The organism is Pseudothauera nasutitermitis, assembly GCF_004801295.1.
Classification (GTDB): domain Bacteria; phylum Pseudomonadota; class Gammaproteobacteria; order Burkholderiales; family Rhodocyclaceae; genus Pseudothauera; species Pseudothauera nasutitermitis.
Window position 1 is genome coordinate 498,509 of sequence record NZ_SSOC01000004.1, and the last position, 17,034, is coordinate 515,542.

A 17,034-nucleotide genomic window follows, 5' to 3' on the forward strand; every position below is an offset into this window, starting at 1 on the left:
ACCCGCTGATCAGAAGTTGCGCGGACCGCTACATGTTCTACCGCTCGACGCACTTTGGGGGCCGAACGTGGACACGGTGAAGTCCAGGAAGCTGCGGAGTTTCGGTGTGATGCGCCGATCCGGCGCGTAGAGCACATGCATCGGACGCGTGGGCGCTTCATACGCCGGCAAAAGACGGATCAGGCGGCCATCGGCCAAGGCCTCGCGCACGAGTTCCAGCGGCTGCAGCATGATGCCCAGCCCGGCCAGCGCGGCACACATCAGTGGCTCGCCGTGATCCACCATCAGGCGAGAAGTCACGGGCACGACGATGCGCCCCTCCGGCCCATCGAAGGTCCAATGGGTCCGCAACTCCGTGTGCGAGAAACCCAGGCATTCGTGCTGCCGCAGATCCAGAGGACTGCGCAAGGCAGGCCGGCCTTCGAGGTAGCCAGGCGCCGCGCACAGGACCAGGCGATAGGGTGCCAAGGACCGCGCGATCAACCCGCTGTCCGAGAGCGCCCCGACCCGGAAGACGACGTCATACCCTTCGTCGATCAGGTCCACTGCGCGGTTACTCAAGCTTAGTTCCACCGCCACGTGAGGATAGCGCTGCATGAACTCGGGCAGGCGCGGAGCCAGCGTGTGCATGCCGAAGCTGACCGGCGCGTTGACGCGCAGCCGCCCTGTTGGCATGGCGAGCGTCTCGGCGGCCATCATCTCGGCAGCTTCGACCTCCGCCAGGATACCCCTGGCACGTTCATAGAACGTCCGGCCGAAGTCGGTCAGGCTTTGGCGCCGGGTGGTCCGGTTCAGCAGGCGAACGCCCAGGCGCTGCTCGATGCCCTGCACATGCTTGCCCACCAGCTGCGGCGACATCTCAAGCGCCTGCGCTGCGGCGCTGAAGGAGCCGAGGTCCACGGCTTTGATGAACACCGCCATGCTGGTCAGTCGATCCATTAGAAAATTCTGGTTTTTAATTACCAACAATTTTAGATATTTATCATCATTCCGATCAAATCTAAGCTGGAGGTCGTGAAAAATTCAATGCGAGGACTCCCATGAAGATTGCAGTGATTGGTACTGGCAGCATCGGCGCCGCCTATGCACGCGCCCTGGCGGAAGCGAAGCTCGAAGTGGTCATCGGCGCACGCGACCCGGCCAAGGCGGCCGCGCTTGCGCAGGAGATCGGGGCGCAGGCTGAAGGCGGTGGTATCGCCGCCGCGTTCAAGCTCGCCGACACGGCGATCCTGGCGCTGCCGTACGGGGCCGTCGCTGGCGCGCTGGCCGAAGCCGGTGAACTCACCGGCAAGGTGCTGGTGGATGTGAGCAACCCGGTGAGCGAAGACTTCAAGGATCTGACGGTGGGCCTGACCACATCGGCGGCCGAGCAGACCCAGGCCGCCGCACCGGCCGCGCGCGTGGTCAAGGCGTTCAACACGGTCTTTGCCGCCCTGGTCCCGCTCCAGGCCCGCCAGGGCGGTGCGCTGCAGGTGTTCGTGGCCGGCGACGACGACGACGCCACGGCCCAGGTGCGCAAGTTGGCACAGGCGCTGGGCTTCATCGCGGTCGATGCCGGGCCGCTGCGCAACAGCCGCTTCCTGGAGCCGGTTGGGATGATGAACATCCAGTTCGGCTTCTTCCTCGGTGCCGGCCCGACGACCGCGCCGTCGTGGGCTCACGTTTCCTGAGGCCCGCACATGGACGCGCCGCAGGGCGCGTCCTCTCTCCCGGAGACACGCCCATGTTGCGACAATTGATGCTCGGCCTGGGCCTTGCCCTGGCCACCTCCACGACCTTCGCGGCCCCAGCGCCGCAGGTGCTTGGCAAGGACTACACCTTCCCGAACCGGATCGAAGGGCTGCCGCACAAGCTCTCCGACTTCCCCGGCTTGCAGATCAGCCGTTTCACTACTTCCGACGGCGTGGAGCTGACCTATTGGGAAGCTGGCCAGGGCAAGCCGCTGGTGTTCATCCCAGGCTGGTCGGGCAACGGTGCGCAGTACGTCAACCTGCTGTATCTGCTGAGCCAGAACCATCACGTCTACGTGCTCGACCCGCGCAATCAGGGGCTGTCGCAGCGAGTTGAGCATGGCGGGCGCATTTCACGCTTTGCCATGGACCTGAAAGAGTTCGGCGCCCATCTCGGCCTGGAGAAGGCCGACTACGCAGGCTGGTCTATGGGCGCGGCGGTACTGTGGAGCTACATCGACCTGTTCGGCACCGGTGGCATCAACAAGGTTGTGTTCGTGGACGAACCGATTTCGATCTATGCGCATCAGGACTGGAGCGAGCGGGAGCGCCTGGAGGCGGGCGGCACAACGACCTCGCCCGAGCGCATGGTCGCAGGCTTCACCCAGGGGGCGCCGCTCAACCGCCTGATCACCGACCTGCTGCCGATGCAGCGAGCCGCGCTCAAGGACTCCCCATACTTCGCCAATTCCGAGGCGTTCGCCAACGCGTTCGTCAAGAATGATCCCCAGGCGCTGGGCCGAGTGCTGTTCGACCACATCACCAACGACTGGCGCGACGTCATCCGCCACAGGATCGATGTGCCGGCGGCGATCTTCTCCGGCGAGAAGAGCAACAATCTGCCCAGCCAACGCTGGATGCACCAGACCATCGCGGGCTCGAAGCTGTTCGTCTACACCGAAGCGGAACAGGGCGATCACTTCCTGATGTTCAAGAATCCGCGCAAGTTCGCCGCCGACCTGCACGCCTTCCTCGCCGAAGCGTCGCCCCGGCCCACGAATGCCCGGCGTGAGGATGTCATCGACTCCTATCGGCTTTCGGGCGTGCAACTGCGTTCTTCCACCTACCTGGGAAGCCCGGCGCTGGAACTTCGCATGCCATCGTCGGCCTATCAGGATCCGACCAAGGAAGAACTCAGCGATCGCGACTTCATGGCATGGCTGCCGGTGGATTTCCGCGATGGCACGATCGAAGTGGAGGTCGCAAGCGACCTGGCTCCCGACGCCCCAGACTACGCCCGCGGCTTCATCGGTCTCAGCTTTCGCATCGATGGACAGGGGCGATTCGAGAGCGTCTACCTGCGCCCGACGAACAGTACCGCCGAAGATCCTGCGCGGCGCAAACGTGCGGTGCAATACGTCGCCTATCCCGACCACCGCTTCAATCGCCTGCGCGCAGAGGCGCCCGGCAAGTATGAGACGGGGGCCGACCTCTCCCTCGGCAGGTGGATCCACATGAAGCTGATCGTGGCGGGAAGCCAGGCCCGGCTGTATCTGGATCGCAAACCCGAGCCTGCCCTGGTCATTGATGACTTGAAGCTGGGACCGGCACAGCACGGCGGTGTCGGCGTCTGGCTGGAATCGGGCACGATCGCGCATTTCCGCAACCTGCAGATCACGCCAGCGCACCGGTAGGCTCCGTTTCAACAAGTCAGACGTGCAGGTCGCTCGAAGAACAGGCATCGACGCACCAAACCTGCTCGGGTCTCTCGACCCGTCCCCGACAAGCAGCAGTCAGCCCATGAAACATAGACTGTCCACCTACCTTGCCGTTTCACCTGCGGCCATGACCTGCCAGTTGCAGGCCCAGGAGCGCTCCTCACCCAAGCTGTTCGCGTTGCACGAAGACTAGAAGCTCCTCAGGCTTCCAGCCGACATCCCCTGGCGTGCCAGGGGATGTCTTGGCCAGAGTGAGCGGATAAAGGCGGCCTACCTGGAATCGGCCGCGCGCCGCGCCGAACCTGCAAAGTCGCCGGCAACGAACGTGCTCACTGCCTCTGGTTTGACGCGGCGCCTGACCGCCTCGTTGACCTGCTCCACCGTCAGCTCGGCGATGGTGCGCTCGAAATCGGCATCCCATTGCATGGTGCGGTCCAGGTAGAGGTTCAGGCGCAGTCCGGAGGCGATGGTGCCGTCGGTGGAACGCGACTCCTGGTACGAGGCCAGCAGGCCGGCCTTGGCATCCTCCAGCTCCTGCTCGGTCACCCCGTCCTTGACGAAGCGGGCCAGCTCCTCGCGCATCGCTGCCTCCACCTGCCCCATGTTCTCCGGGGCGGACGTGGCCTGCATGTAGAACACGCCGTTGTCGGCCTCCGGGCTGACGATCACGCCGCTGCCAACGTAGTAGCTCAGGCCGTCCTGCTCGCGGACACGGTCGCCCAGCCGCGAGGCCTTGGCGCCGCCGCCGAAGATGCGGCCGGCGACGAGCAGCGCCGGATGGTCGGGGTCCTCCACGTCGATCGCGAAGTTGCTGCGCGAGACGATCACGGCATTAGCCTTGTCCGGCGTTTCGAAAACCTCGTGCACGACCTTGCCGGGCTGGAAGTAGGGTTCATTGCGGCGGACGAACGGCCGGGGCGACTTCCAGCCGATGAACAGCGTCTCCAGCTCCTTTTGCAGCTGCACCGGATCGAAGTCGCCCACCACCACGGCCTCGCCGTCGGCGGTGCCGTAGAAATCGCGGTGGAAGGCACGCACGTCCTCCAGCTTCACCGACTGGATCCCGGCCAGTTCCTCGTCCGGCGAGCGCACCGCGCGCGCATGCCCCTGCGGCCACGGGTCGAAATGCTTGCGCATCGCGTAATCGGCGATGTAGCCCGGTTCGCGCTTGCGGTCCTTCAGCCCGGTGATCGACTGCGAGCGGAGCTGCTCGAACTCGGCTTCGGGGAAGGACGGGTTGCGCAGGATCTCGGCCGCCAGCCGCAGCGCCGGGATCAGGTTCTCGCGCTCGGCGTCGATGCCGATGTACGCCATCTGGCTGCTGCCGACCACCGACACCCGCGCATTGAGGTCGTCGAAGCGCTGCGATATCTGCTCGCGGGTCATGGTTTTGGTCCCGCGCGCCAGCAGGCTGCCGGCGAAGCTGGCAGCCTCCAGGCGCCCGGCGATGGCCGCGTCGTCGCCGAAATGGAACATCAGCTCGGCCGAGACACGGTTGCCGCGGGACTGCTTGGGCAGCATCGCCACCTTCAGTCCGTCACCCAGGGTCATGGTGCGGGTACGGGCCTGGATGTTGCCGGGCGAGTTGTCGAACACCTCGCCGGCCGACACCGCCGGATTGCCCTTGTAGCCCGCCACCAGCTTGGCGATGTCGGGAGCGGCCGGGATCTCGACACGCTGGGCCACTTCGGTGGGGATGAAGCGCGCCAGGGTGCGGTTGGCCGGGACCAGGTAGGTCCGGGCCACGCGATTGACGTCGGCCGCGCTGACCTTGGCGATGGCATCGCGATACAGGAAGCCCAGCCGCCAGTCGCCCGCGGCGATGGATTCGGAAAGCGCGTTGGCAACGCCCAGCACGTTGCTCTTGCTGGCGCGGTCGTACATGTTGGCCAGGCGTTGCTTGGCCGCGGCCACCTCCTCCTCGGTGAACGGCTGCCGGGCGGTCCCCTCGACCTGCTCCAGCAACACCCGCTCCACCTGCGCCGGGTCGCCGCCGAGCGTGACCGTGGCGAAGAACCCGGCCACGCCCGGCTCCAGGAAGCCGTCCACCGCGCTTTCGCTGTTCACCGCGAGCTTGGGAACGATCAGGGCCTTCTGCAGCCGTCCACTCGGGACCGCGCCCATGACGTTGACCAGCACCCTGAGCGCGGCCGAATCCGGATGCGCCATCGCCGGCGCGTGGTAGCCCAGCCCGATCAGGTGCAGTTCGCCGACGCGGCGGATGTTGATCTCGCGCTCGCCGTCCTGGGCCGGCTCGACCGTGTACCGGGTCGGCAGGGTGCGCGCCGGGCGCGGCAGCGCGCCGAAGGTGCGCTGCACCGTGGCCAGGACGCGCTGCGGATCGAAGCGGCCGGCGATGATCACGGTGGCGTTGTCGGGCTGGTACCAGGTGCGGTAGAACGCCTGCAGCCGCTCGATCGGCACGTTCTCGACGTCGGCACGGTTGCCGATGACGCTCTTGCCGTAGGCATGCCAGAGGAACGCCTGCGAGGTCATGCGCTGGATCAGGATGCCGGTGGGCTTGTTCTCGCCGATCTCCAGTTCGTTGCGGACCACGGTCATCTCGCTGTCCAGCCTGTCCTTGGCGACGTCGGCGTTGACCATGCGGTCGGCCTCGGCCGCCAGCAGCCAGTCCAGGGTTTCGTCGTTGGCGGAGAACCAGCCGTAGTAGTTGGTGCGGTCCTGGCCGGTGGTGCCGTTGTAGGTGATGCCGCGCCGCTTGAACTCGGCGGCGATGTTGCCGATGGTCGGCGTGCCCTTGAACACCAGGTGCTCCAGCAGGTGGGCCATGCCGCTTTCGCCGTAGTTTTCCTGCGCCGCGCCCACGCCATAGGTCACGTTGACCAGGGTCGAGGGCGTGCTGGCGTCGGGGAACATCAGCACCGTCAGGCCGTTGGCCAGCCGGTACTCGGTGATGCCCTCCACGGTGGCGCCTGCCGTCACCCCTGGCGGCAGAACGGTATTCGCCGATGCAGGCGTCACTGCGCCAGCGTGGACGGACAGCAACAGCGAGCAGGCAAGAAACAGGGAACGGCAGAACATCGGCATCTACTCCGGGGATATCTGCAAAAGGTGGACGAACGGCCCGCCCACGCTCTCTTGCGAGCGTGGGCCGGAGCCTGGGGCTTGGGGTCAGAACTGTCCGCGCAGGGACAGGGTGTAGCTGCGCGGCTCGCCGTACCAGTTCCCGGAGGAGGAATTGGTGACCGTCTGGTAGTAGGTGCGATCCAGCAGGTTGTTGATGTTCAGGGCCAGCGTCCAGCGATCGTCGAGTTTCCAGCCCGCGCGCGCGGACACCACCGCGTACGAGCCCTGCTCGAACTCGAACGCCGTGGCCGCGCTGGTGCATTCACCGGTGATCGGGTCCACCGGGCAGGCCAGGCCCGCATAGTAGCTGCGGCTCTGCCCGTTGATGCCGCCGCCGATGTTGAGCCGGCTCTGCCAGCCGTCGCCCTGAAACTGGTAGCTGGTCCAGAGCTTGAACAGGTGCTTGGGCAGGCGGCTCTGCAGCGGCAGGCCATTGGAGAACGACAGCTCGCCGGTTTCCTCGTTGGAGTTGCGGGTGTAGCTGGCAGCCACCTGCCAGCCCGGCAGGATCTCGCCGGTGACCTCCACGTCCACGCCGCGGCTCACCCGCTGCAGGTCGGTGTCGGTGACGTAGCAGCAGAAGTGGGTGCCGCCATCGGGCGAGGTGAGATCGCCGTCGAGGTAGGCGAAGCCCTCCTGCTCGATGCGGTAGGCCGACAGCGTGGCATTGAGCCGGCCATCGCGGGCCGCCCACTTGATGCCGGCCTCGATGTTGCTGCCGGTGACGGGGTCCACCGCCTTGCCATCATGGCCGAGCATCAGCGACTGCTCGACGTAGATATCGCTGTAGCTGGCATAGACCGAAACGTCGTCGGCGACGTCGTAGACCAGCGAGAAGGTGGGCGGCCAGCTGAAATTGTTGGTGGAATAGCCGAAGGGATAGGTGTCGTACACCTGTCCAAGCTCACGCGGCTCGAAGGTCGTCCAGTCGAGGCAGCCCGTCGAAAACTCGCACAGGCTCTGCAGCACCTCCTGCTGTTTCATCGTGCTGTAGCGCAGGCCGATGTTCAGATGCAGCGGCTCCCAGAACGTGAGCCGCAGATTGGCGTAGGCGCCGCTCTGGCGGCTGCGGTAGGTGGGATAGCGCTGGTACGGCGTCAGGTTGCCGGCCGCCGCGTAGGCCGGATCGCTGGGATCGAAACCGAACACGTTCACCGGAGTGTCCGAGCTTTCGTAGTCGACCGGAATGTAGCGGGTCAGGCCTGCGCCGTCGGCTTCCATGTAGTTGGCACCCACCACCAGTAGCTGCTCGTGCCCGAACAACTCGAAGCTGCCACTGAGGGTGAAGTCGGCGGCGGTCTGGGTGCTGGCGCCGTCTTCCTTGAGCTGCTGCTGGAGCGGCCCCTCCCCGGTCACCAGATCGACCGCGCCCTGGACCATTCCATAATGCCAGGTACGCTCCTGCTTGGTCCGGGTGACGTTCAGCTTCAGGTTCCAGTTCGGCCCCAGTTCCTGCTCGACCATGCCGTAGAACTCGGTGGTATCGAAGTCGTAGCTGTTCCACGGAAAGCACAGGCAGGTGTCTCGCGACAGGCGCAGGTCGCTGCCATCGATGTAGCGCGGCAGGCCGCCGGCGAACGGCAGCGCGTCCTGCCAGGTGCGGCTGACGCCGAGACTGACCACGGTCGAAGACGTCAGGTCGTACTCCAGCACGCCGTTGGCCACTTTCTTCTCGTTGTGGGCGACGTCGTAGAAGTAGTCCTGGTCCTGCCAGACCAGGATGCCGCGCCCGCGCAGCCTGCCGTCCAGGCCCAGCGGTCCGGTGGCGTCCAGCGTCGCGCGATAGTTGCTCCAGCTCCCCGCCTGGACTTCGGCAACCACTTGGCGATGATCCAGCGGGCGCTTGCGCGTCAGGCTGATCACCCCGCCCGGGTCGCCGTAGCCGTTGAACAGGCCATCGGCGCCGCGCAGGATCTCGGCATGGTCGTACAGCGCCATGTCCAGTTGCGGCACCATGCCCCACTTGGTGGTCGAAGCGATGTCCAACGGCGCGCCGCCGTCGATCTGCAGGCGCTGGATGCGAAAGCCGCGCGAGTAGAACTCCGCCTCCAGCGGGCCGTTGCTGCCGGTGATGGTGCTTACGCCCGTGCTCTGGGCCATCAGCGCGGAGAAATCCGTGAGGTTCTGCTCGACGATGCGCTCGTGCGTGACCACGCTGACCGACTGCGGGGTCTCCTTGATTGACAGCGGCATCTTGCTGGCGATGCTCAGCACGTCGCTGGTGTAGCTGCCGCTGCCCTCGGTGGCGGTCACGTCCGTGCTTCCGTTGATGCCGGCCACGGCCCGGCTGCTGCCATCGCCCTCGATGCGCAGTGGGCCGAGCATGCGCGTGCTGCCGGCGTCAGGGAGTACCTCGATGACCACCGTGCGCGGGCCGGCGAACCGGAAGGTCAGGCCGCTACCCGCCAGCAACTGGGTCAGGCCGCCCTCGATGGAGTAGGTGCCACGCAGGCCCTCGGTGCGCTTGCCGTCGGTCAGCCGGCTGTCGACATTGAACTGCAGTCCGGACTGCGCGCCGAAACGCAGCAGCGCGGCGCTCAGGGGGCCGGCGGGCACATCGAAATCGCGTGTCTGCCCCTGCTGCGCGCGGGCTTCCTGAGCGCTGGCCACCGGTGCCACGCTCAAGGCGAAGGCCCCCGCAGCCACCGCCACCAGCGCGCCTTTCGCGCAGCCCTGCACCATCTGTTCAAGAACCGAAGCCAGTGAAACGTTGAGAGCCGTGCGCCTCATTCCCTTTTCCCCATGGTTGTCGTCGACCACGCCCCAGTGTTGCCAGCAGGGCGAACCCGAGACCGGTCCGCGCCTCCCACGCGAACGGGATCTCTTGAAGAGGTAATGCTTGAGGAGGCCGAAGTTGACAAACGGATTTCAGATGGGCATCGGAGATCGTGATTGACGCTGGGTCACCGCCGTATGGGCGGCGCCAAGCAGGAATCCCAGCGAACGGACGCGTCGCTCAGGCGGCCGCGCGGCTCCCAGGGAAGGCGACACGACGCGCCCAAACAGGTGCCGCAGGAGCGTCAGGACGCGTGGATCCAGACGATCGGTCCGATGCGGGTCACTTTGACGGGCAAGGACTGCTCAAGCGTGTCATACCACTCGTCCAGGCGCGCCAGATCCACGATAGAACTCACACGCTGCTGCCCGGCTTGTGGGTAGCTGACCAGCACCAGGCGCCGGTCGTAGCGCTTGAGCTCGTCCAGTACCTCGCCGATGCGGCGGTTCTCGAATTGCAGGCGTCCGGTGCGCCAGGACAGCATCTGTTCCGCGCTGACCGCTTCGATGTGCGGCGCAGCGCCCGGATGGACGCGGACCTGCTCGTCCGCGGTGACGAACACGGCGGGCGCGTCCGCACTGGCGACTTGCACCTTGCCCCGTTGCACGGTCACCACGACATCCTCGCCTTCGCGGCGCACGCCGAAGGCCGTTCCCAACACCATGACCTGGCTGCTACCGGCATCGACGGTGAACGGATGCTGCGGATCATGGGCCACATCGAAGTACGCTTCGCCGCGCGCCAGACGGATATGGCGCCGGTTCCCATCGACCTGCACGTCGGCGGCGCTGCCGGTGTTCAACCACATCGTGCTGCCATCGGCCAAGGCAATGGTGCGCTGCTCGCCGGTACCGGTGGTCTGATCGAATCGCCAGTCCCGCTGCCACTGGCCACCCAGCGTCACAGCCAGAAGCAACGCCGCCGCGGTCGCCAGCGCGGGGCGGCGCCATCGGCGTCTTGGCCGGGCCTGGCGCCGTTGCGCCGCGGAAGCAGGAAGACTGGCCATCACCGGGGCGTACTGCGCCTCCAGCGGCTCCCCGAGCATCACCCACAGTCGTCGGGCCTCGTTGAGCGCTTTCTCGTGGCGCGCATCCGAGTCGCGCCACCGCTCGAACTCGGCCAGCGCATTTGCATCGGCCTCTCCGGTGGCGATCCGGGAGACCCACACGAGTGCCTGATCCATCGGATCGTTGGGATCCAGTTCCATCTTCTTCTGCATGGTGTCGTCGTCGCTCATCTGCCTGTCCCTCTAACGCCCAGCGAGCCCGAAAATGACAATCGAGGGCATGCGTCCGTTCATCTCTCGCCCAGCTTCTGCGCGCAGGCTTTCAATGCAAGCAGCACGTACTTGTTCACCAGGCTCAACGAAACCCCCAGCCGGGCGGCGACCTCTTCGCGCGGCAGGCCTTCGACGCGCGTCAGGTACAGCACGTCGCGGCACTTGGCGGGAAGTTCGGCAAGCGTGGCCTCGATCAGGCTCATCTGGTCCCGCGCGTGCGCGTGTTCTTCCGGCTCGGCGACATGCCCCTCGAACAAGGTCAATGCACCCGCGAGCAGCTGCACCCGATTGGCTTCGCTGCGCATGTGATAGAGCGCCGCGTGCACGGCCATGCGCATCAGGTAGCGTCGCGCGCCTTCTTCGCTGGACAGGAGGCTGGAGACCCGGCCGAGGCGAAGGTAGATGTCCTGCGCCAGATCCTGCGCGGTATGGCGATCGAGGATGCGGCGCTCGATGACGCGCTCGAGGTTCGGCCGGATCTCGATGAAGATGCGCGTCAGCTCTTCGGTCGTCAGCGCGGTGGTCAGCACTGCCTCATCCGCGACGCTCGGCGCGGATGCCGAGGGTTCGATCCGCCTCCACTTCATTGACGTCGCCCCTGGGCGAGCTGGCGGCGCAGGAAGAACTCCACCGGCACGATCATCTCGACGGTGTCTCCCCCCATCTCCGGTGGCGGAGGCGGCAGCGGGGCGGCGCGCTGGATCAGCGCATCCACTTCCGCATCCAACAACGCATAGCCGCGGCTGCGCCAGATGGTCCATTGCAGCACATTGCCCGTGCGGTCCATCGTGAAGCGCAGGTAGACCACATCCTCCTGCCGGCGTCGCTGCGCGGCACTGGGATAGCGCTTGTGCTGCTCCAGATGGGTCAGCAGCCGGTTCTCCCAGGTCTGGATGATGGCCGTGGCGTTTTCGCTGGGGACGCCCTGAACCGGGGCCTGGAGCGCAGCATCGGCCGCGGCCACGCTCGAAGGCACCGCCGTGGTGCGGTCGGCCGCTGCCACCTGCTCGGCATCCGGCTTTTCTTCAGGTTTGGCCGCCAAGGCATCGGGAGGCGGATTTGACTTGACCTCCGGGGGCGGATCGAACGCACGTGGCCTCGGCTGCGGCTTGGGCTGCAGCTGAGACTCGACCTGCTCCGGCCCCGGCGGCTTTTGCGTGAGCTGGTGCTCCAGTGCCGCGGGCAGTGGCGCGAGCTCAACAGTCATGGCCGCCAAGGGCGGCGCGACCGGCATAGCGGACTGCGTGCTGAAATCGATCAACACCAGGGCCGCCACGCCGACGTGCAGCAGCAATGCACTGACGATGCTGCCCGCCCAGCGGGTCGAATCGGAAACCCCGCGCCGGCGCATCGTGGCTAGCCCTCCACCTGGTCCAGCGTGACCAAGGCCACTTTGTGGTAGCCCTGATCGCGCAGCGCATCCATCAAGCGCATCAAGTCGCCATATGGGACGGTCTTGTCGGCGCGCAGGAACACCCGCGCATCGCGATCACCTCCGAGCAAGGTATGCAGTACCCCGCCCAGTGCAGCCCGCTCGACCTCGGTCTCGCCCACGAACACCCGCAGGTCTGCCTGTAGGCTCACCACCACCGGCTCCTGAGGTTCCGGCTGCGCCTGGGCGCTGGACACCGGCAGGTCTAGCGGCACGTTCACCGTGGCCAGCGGCGCGGCCACCATGAAGATGATCAGCAGCACCAGCATCACGTCGATGAAGGGCGTGACGTTGATCTCGTGCAGGCCGGCCTCGTGCTCATCTCCAGATTCGAGCTTAAACGACATGGGGCGGCCCCGCCTTGCGTCGCACTTCCAGCTCGGCATCCAGTTCGCGACTCAGCAAGCACATCACCTGGGTCGCGGCATCGTTCATGCGTACGCGGTAGCCCGCAATCGCGCGGGTCACCGCGTTATAGACCAGCACCGCGGGGATCGCCGCCACCAGGCCGAAGGCCGTCGCCAGTAGCGCCTCGGCGATGCCGGGCGCGACCACCGCGAGGTTGGTGGTCTGTGAGTGAGCGATGCCGATGAAGCTGTTCATGATGCCCCACACGGTGCCAAACAGCCCGATGAACGGCGCCGCGGCGCCGATGCTGCCCAGTACGCTGGCGCCGCGTGACAGCCTGCGCTGCTGACCGGCCTCCACGCGCTGGATCCGGGCGGCCGTGCGCTCCTTGATGCCTTCTGCGAACCCATACCGCCTACCGACCGGATACCGTTGCAACTCGCTGATCGCGGCCTGGATCATCGCGGCGGCCGCCGGGTCCGGAAGCTGCGTGAAGCTGGCCAGTTCGCCATCTCCGGCCAGGGACTTCAATGCTCGGCCGATGCCGCGGCGATAGCTGACGATCTCCCAGGTCTTGAAGATCCAGATGCTCAGCGTGGCGATCGAGGCCAGCACGAGCACCCCCATCACTGTCTTCACCACCCAGTCCGCCTGCTGGAACATCGCTGCGACCGTCAGGTCATGCGCCAGTCCCGGCCCGACCGCTGCCGAGGCCGGCAGGGCCACCCAACCCAATACCAGTGGGGCTACTACAAGACTACGCTTCAAGGCTCGCTCCTGGCTGATGTCTACCCGCAATCCGGCTCCCCGCAAGCGCACCGAGGTCGGAGCCCGGCGCGTGCCGCAATGTGGGGCCTGTTCTTGTACGTAATGCTTGAACGGCGCCGCATTGACAATGGATTGGGGAAGATTCCGGCTCCCAGGCGAAATCTCACCAATGGATGAGATCCGCAGAGCGCTTGCACTCGCTAGGTGTAGCCGCACTGCTCCGGAACCGAAATGGCAAAGTCAGGGGCCGCCGTGAAATCACTCAGCCCAGTGCGCCCCGTTCCGCGTACGCCATGAGTTGATCGATCACGTAGCGTATCCTCGGCGCAAGAGTGGCCTGGCGCACCCACAGCATGTGGACGTCGACCAAGACGCCCGAATGGGCCTGGAGGACGGGCACCAGCCGTCCTTGCTCGATGTGGGACCTGAGCAATGAGACGGGCATCTGGCATAGCCCGAACCCGGCCAGGGCCGTTTCCACGATTGACTCGCCATCACTCAACTGGTGCGTGGCGGGCGGCGTGATGCGCATCACGTGCCCGCGTTCCTGCACAGTCCATTGCTGTGGCGGCCCGTGGGTCGTTCCGACGATGCACCGATGGCCGTTGAGATCGGAGAGGCTCATCGGCACGCCGTGCGCCTGCAGGTAGCCGGGAGAGCCGCAGATCAGGCGCTCCTGGCTGGCCAGCTTGCGGGCGACCAGATGACTGCTGTCCGGAAGCTGGCCGAAGCGAATCGCGAGATCCGCCTCGTCGCGCATGAGATCGACGGTGGCATCGTTGAAGCTCATCGTCAGGGCCAGTTCGGGGTGCGGCGCCGCCAATTCCAGCAGCAGGGGCAGCAACACGCGCTTGCCGAATGCCATGGGCATATCGATGTGCACCCGGCCCCGCAGCACCTGATCGTAGGGGGTTATCTGCGCCTCCGCCTCCGCGATCTTGTCCAAGGCCGAGGCGCAAGCCTGAAAGTACGCCTCGCCGTCGAATGTCAGTTGAAGACGCCTCGTCGTGCGTCGGAGGAGCTTCACCCCCAAGCGCTCTTCAAGGCGGTTGATACTTTTTCCGACTGCCGACTTGGTCACTCCGAGGCGTTCGGCTGCCAGGGTAAAGCTGCCTGCCTGGACCACGGCAACGAAGGCGCTGATGCCTGAAAGTGACTCCGGAATCGTGTGCTGCCCAGCCATGGGAGATCACCAATTGTGGACTTAATATCCACCAATTGTAGATCAACTCAGTATTTATCGATTTTATGGAAACAAATATGCTCGCGGTGATGTCATTGGTGTGCCACGACCCGGCGCGACCTACCTGGCGCCATTCAACGTGGCTCCCGGTAGCCGCTCACCGAGACCGCGCACCATCTGTTGGGATCGCTCAGTTAAAGCGATCAAGCACCGAGCCAGACCATAGGGGTCTGAGCACTCATCACCAAGAAAGAGGAATTGAACATGCCTGTCGTACGAGTCAGCTGGTTCGAGGGAAAAGATGCCAAGGCAAAGCAAGCCGTCGCCGCCGAGATCACCGAGAGCATCGTTAAGAACACCGGAACGGATCCAAACTACATCTATGTGATCTTCGAGGACGTGGCGCCTTCGGATTGGGCGGGTGCAGGGAAACTGTATGGGCAAGAGACCCCCGAAGAAGGCTGACATCGCCTGCACCAACGTCGCGCCGGTGTTCCACCGGCAGAGGTCAAGGCAAACTGCTACTGGCGATTCGCCAGGCAGAACACCGGGATGGTGGGCCGGCCTGAGCCAAAGAGCCTCTGCTGTACCCCCGGAGCGGGTCGGACCGTCGCTTCGCCAAACATTGGCATCGACTCCTGAACCACATTAAAAATTTATTAACGAGCTTGCTGCATGATTCGCTAAACGCTACTCAGGCATGGATCGATATGACATGAACCTCCTCCTTGTTGAAGATGACCAGATGCTGGGCGAGTCCATTTGCGATGGTGCGCGCCAGAGTGGATGGAACATCGACTACGTCGGCGATGCAAATGCAGCGCGTAGCGCGTTGGTGGATCATGCCTACGCCGCCGTCCTACTGGACATCGGTCTTCCGGGAGATTCCGGCCTGTCCGTGTTGCGTTCCATGCGTGGGCGTTACGACGCCACGCCGGTGCTGATCCTCACCGCGCGCGGCCAGCTCAGCGAGCGCATCGTCGGCCTGGATGCCGGCGCTGACGACTATCTGGTCAAACCGTTCCAGTTCGATGAACTTTGGGCGCGCGTGCGTTCGGTCATCCGCCGCAGCCAGGGACGCGTCGTCCCGGTGTTCACCTATGGGGACATCCGCATCGATCGCAGCAAGCGCGTCGTCACCAAGGCCGGCGCCGAAGTCGTCCTCAGTGCCCACGAGTACCGTACGCTGCTTGCCCTGGTCGAGCGGCCCGGCCATGTCGTCACACGCGACCATCTGCACGATGTCGTCTACGGCACATCGAGCAATGTCGAGAGCAATACCATCGCGGTGTTCATCCACCAGTTGCGACGCAAGCTCGGAGACGATCTGATCCGGACCGTCCATGGGCTGGGCTATGTCATCGGGCAGCCGACCGCATGAAGTCGCGCTCCTTCAACGCGCAACTCATCCTGGTGATTGTCGCAGTCATCGCCCTGTGCTGGACGGTGGTGCTCGGGATCGTGCTCACGCAACTCTCGCTCAACCGCACCAGCACTTGGGACGAAAAGCTCGGCGCGATGGCCACCCAGCTCCTGGTGACGATCCCCGCCGACAGCGATTTCGACGGAGGAGCCGGCCCGGGACTCAAGCTGGGCGCAGCCGCGGGCACCAAACATGAGCCTCTTGTGTTTCAGATCTGGATCGACCGCAGCCGCATGGTTGCCAGCACGCCAGGGGCACCTGCGTCGCCGCTCCAGCCTGACTTCTCCGATGGTGCGGCCTCCACCGAGGTCGAGAATCAGAAATGGCGCGTCTATTCCGCAACCGACAGCACGGGGCGAGTGACCGTCCAAGTGGGCAATCTGCAGAGCATCGTCGATGCGGACATGCGCCACGAGGCGGCCCATGCACTGGCCCTGGCAACGGTCCTGCTCGTCATCGCGGGTCTTGTCATGTGGTTCGTCAGCCAGGCTGCCCTCAAACCCGTGCGCGCGCTCGGCGCGGCGATGCGCCACCGCCGCCGCTTCGATTTCACCGCCTTGCCACTGGATCGGCTGCCGCGGGAGCTGCATCCATTGGTCGACTCTTTCAACCACGTCCTCAAGCAACTCGACGAGGCCATCGAAGGCGAGCGCCGCTTCATTGGCGATGCCGCCCATGAGCTGCGCACACCGTTGTCGGCCTTGCAGGCCCAGGCCGAAATCGCACTGCGAGCCACCGATCCTCAAGACAAAGATGCCGCCCTGAGGAAGCTGCTGGTCGTCGCCAAGCGCAGCACGCGGCTGTCCGAGCAGTTGCTCGATCTGGCCAGCATCAATGCAGGCGCCAAGGCCCCCAAGCACGTACCAGCCGATCTGAGCAAGCTGGTGCAGCACGTTGCCCAGGAGTTCGAGGTCTATGCCAGCCTCAACCAGCGTTCGCTCTTCCTGGATGTGCATGCCTGCAAAATCTCCTGCGACATCGATGAGATCGGCATCCTGCTGCGCAACCTCATGCACAACGCCATGCGCTACACCAGCGAGGGCGGCAACGTGCTCGTGCGCTGTGGCTACCTGACGCCACAGGGGAGCGAACCGACGCAGCCCATGGTCTACCTGGAAGTGGCGGATGATGGCCCGGGCGTTCCGGCCGAACAGCGCGAGGCCATCTTCGAGCGCTTCCACCGGGTCGCGGGCACCCCCGTGCGCGGTAGCGGCATCGGCCTGTCGCTGGTCGCAGGCATTGCCGAGTCCCACAACGCCACCATCCACACCGGCACCGGCCTGGAAGACCGCGGGCTCATGGTGCGTGTCATTTTCCCCGGCATCGTCGAGCCACGCAGCCCAGGCTGAT

The 17,034-nt window shown here is 65.3% G+C and carries 13 protein-coding genes and 1 pseudogene; 5 read left to right on the plus strand and 9 right to left on the minus strand.

Annotated elements, in window-relative coordinates:
- Nucleotides 1–9: 9 nt before the first annotated feature.
- The gene (locus tag E6C76_RS12690) at nt 10–939 is read right to left on the minus strand and encodes a LysR family transcriptional regulator (RefSeq protein ID WP_136348580.1); all 930 of its coding nucleotides are present in this window, start codon (nt 937–939) and stop codon (nt 10–12) included.
- A gap of 92 nt (nt 940–1,031) precedes the next feature.
- On the opposite strand from E6C76_RS12690, the pseudogene E6C76_RS12695 reads away from it, so the two are divergent.
- Nucleotides 1,032–1,670 (plus strand): annotated as a pseudogene (locus E6C76_RS12695) (NADPH-dependent F420 reductase); the annotation flags it as partial.
- Nucleotides 1,671–1,723: 53 nt separating this feature from the next.
- Nucleotides 1,724–3,364, plus strand: coding sequence for an alpha/beta fold hydrolase (locus tag E6C76_RS12700; RefSeq protein ID WP_136348581.1), 1,641 nt, complete (start codon nt 1,724–1,726; stop codon nt 3,362–3,364).
- Nucleotides 3,365–3,658: 294 nt separating this feature from the next.
- On the opposite strand, the gene E6C76_RS12705 is transcribed toward E6C76_RS12700, so the two are convergent.
- From E6C76_RS12705 to E6C76_RS12740, 8 genes are all read right to left on the minus strand, one after another.
- Entirely contained in the window at nt 3,659–6,430 is a 2,772-nt protein-coding gene (locus E6C76_RS12705; protein WP_211090211.1) for a M16 family metallopeptidase, read from the minus strand.
- Nucleotides 6,431–6,520: 90 nt separating this feature from the next.
- Entirely contained in the window at nt 6,521–9,205 is a 2,685-nt protein-coding gene (locus E6C76_RS12710; protein WP_136348583.1) for a TonB-dependent siderophore receptor, read from the minus strand.
- A 290-nt stretch (nt 9,206–9,495) separates the two neighbouring features.
- Entirely contained in the window at nt 9,496–10,488 is a 993-nt protein-coding gene (locus E6C76_RS12715; protein ID WP_136348584.1) for a FecR family protein, read from the minus strand.
- Between the two features lie 59 nt (nt 10,489–10,547).
- Entirely contained in the window at nt 10,548–11,060 is a 513-nt protein-coding gene (locus E6C76_RS12720) for an RNA polymerase sigma factor (RefSeq protein WP_168734332.1), read from the minus strand.
- Nucleotides 11,061–11,113: 53 nt separating this feature from the next.
- Entirely contained in the window at nt 11,114–11,881 is a 768-nt protein-coding gene (locus E6C76_RS12725) for an energy transducer TonB (RefSeq protein ID WP_136348586.1), read from the minus strand.
- Nucleotides 11,882–11,886: 5 nt separating this feature from the next.
- On the minus strand, nt 11,887–12,309 hold the full coding sequence (gene exbD, locus E6C76_RS12730) for a TonB system transport protein ExbD (RefSeq protein ID WP_122228657.1): 423 nt from the start codon (nt 12,307–12,309) through the stop codon (nt 11,887–11,889).
- Nucleotides 12,299–13,078: a tonB-system energizer ExbB gene (gene exbB / locus E6C76_RS12735; protein WP_136348587.1), complete on the minus strand. Its 780-nt coding sequence runs from the start codon at nt 13,076–13,078 to the stop codon at nt 12,299–12,301. The genes exbD and exbB overlap by 11 nt, the downstream gene beginning before the upstream one ends.
- A 262-nt stretch (nt 13,079–13,340) precedes the next feature.
- A complete protein-coding gene (locus E6C76_RS12740; protein WP_136348588.1) occupies nt 13,341–14,261 on the minus strand; it encodes a LysR family transcriptional regulator in 921 nt (306 codons plus the stop codon).
- Nucleotides 14,262–14,525: 264 nt separating this feature from the next.
- Here E6C76_RS12740 and E6C76_RS12745 point away from each other — a divergent pair, with 264 nt between their 5' ends.
- The 3 genes from E6C76_RS12745 to E6C76_RS12755 all read left to right on the plus strand — a co-directional run bounded on the left by E6C76_RS12745 (nt 14,526) and on the right by E6C76_RS12755 (nt 17,033).
- The gene (locus E6C76_RS12745) at nt 14,526–14,726 is read left to right on the plus strand and encodes a tautomerase family protein (RefSeq protein WP_136348589.1); all 201 of its coding nucleotides are present in this window, start codon (nt 14,526–14,528) and stop codon (nt 14,724–14,726) included.
- Nucleotides 14,727–14,976: 250 nt separating this feature from the next.
- On the plus strand, nt 14,977–15,642 hold the full coding sequence (locus E6C76_RS12750; RefSeq protein WP_136348590.1) for a response regulator transcription factor: 666 nt from the start codon (nt 14,977–14,979) through the stop codon (nt 15,640–15,642).
- Entirely contained in the window at nt 15,639–17,033 is a 1,395-nt protein-coding gene (locus tag E6C76_RS12755; protein ID WP_122228644.1) for a sensor histidine kinase, read from the plus strand. Before E6C76_RS12750 ends, E6C76_RS12755 begins: the two co-directional genes overlap by 4 nt.
- The last annotated feature ends 1 nt before the right edge of the window (nt 17,034 follow it).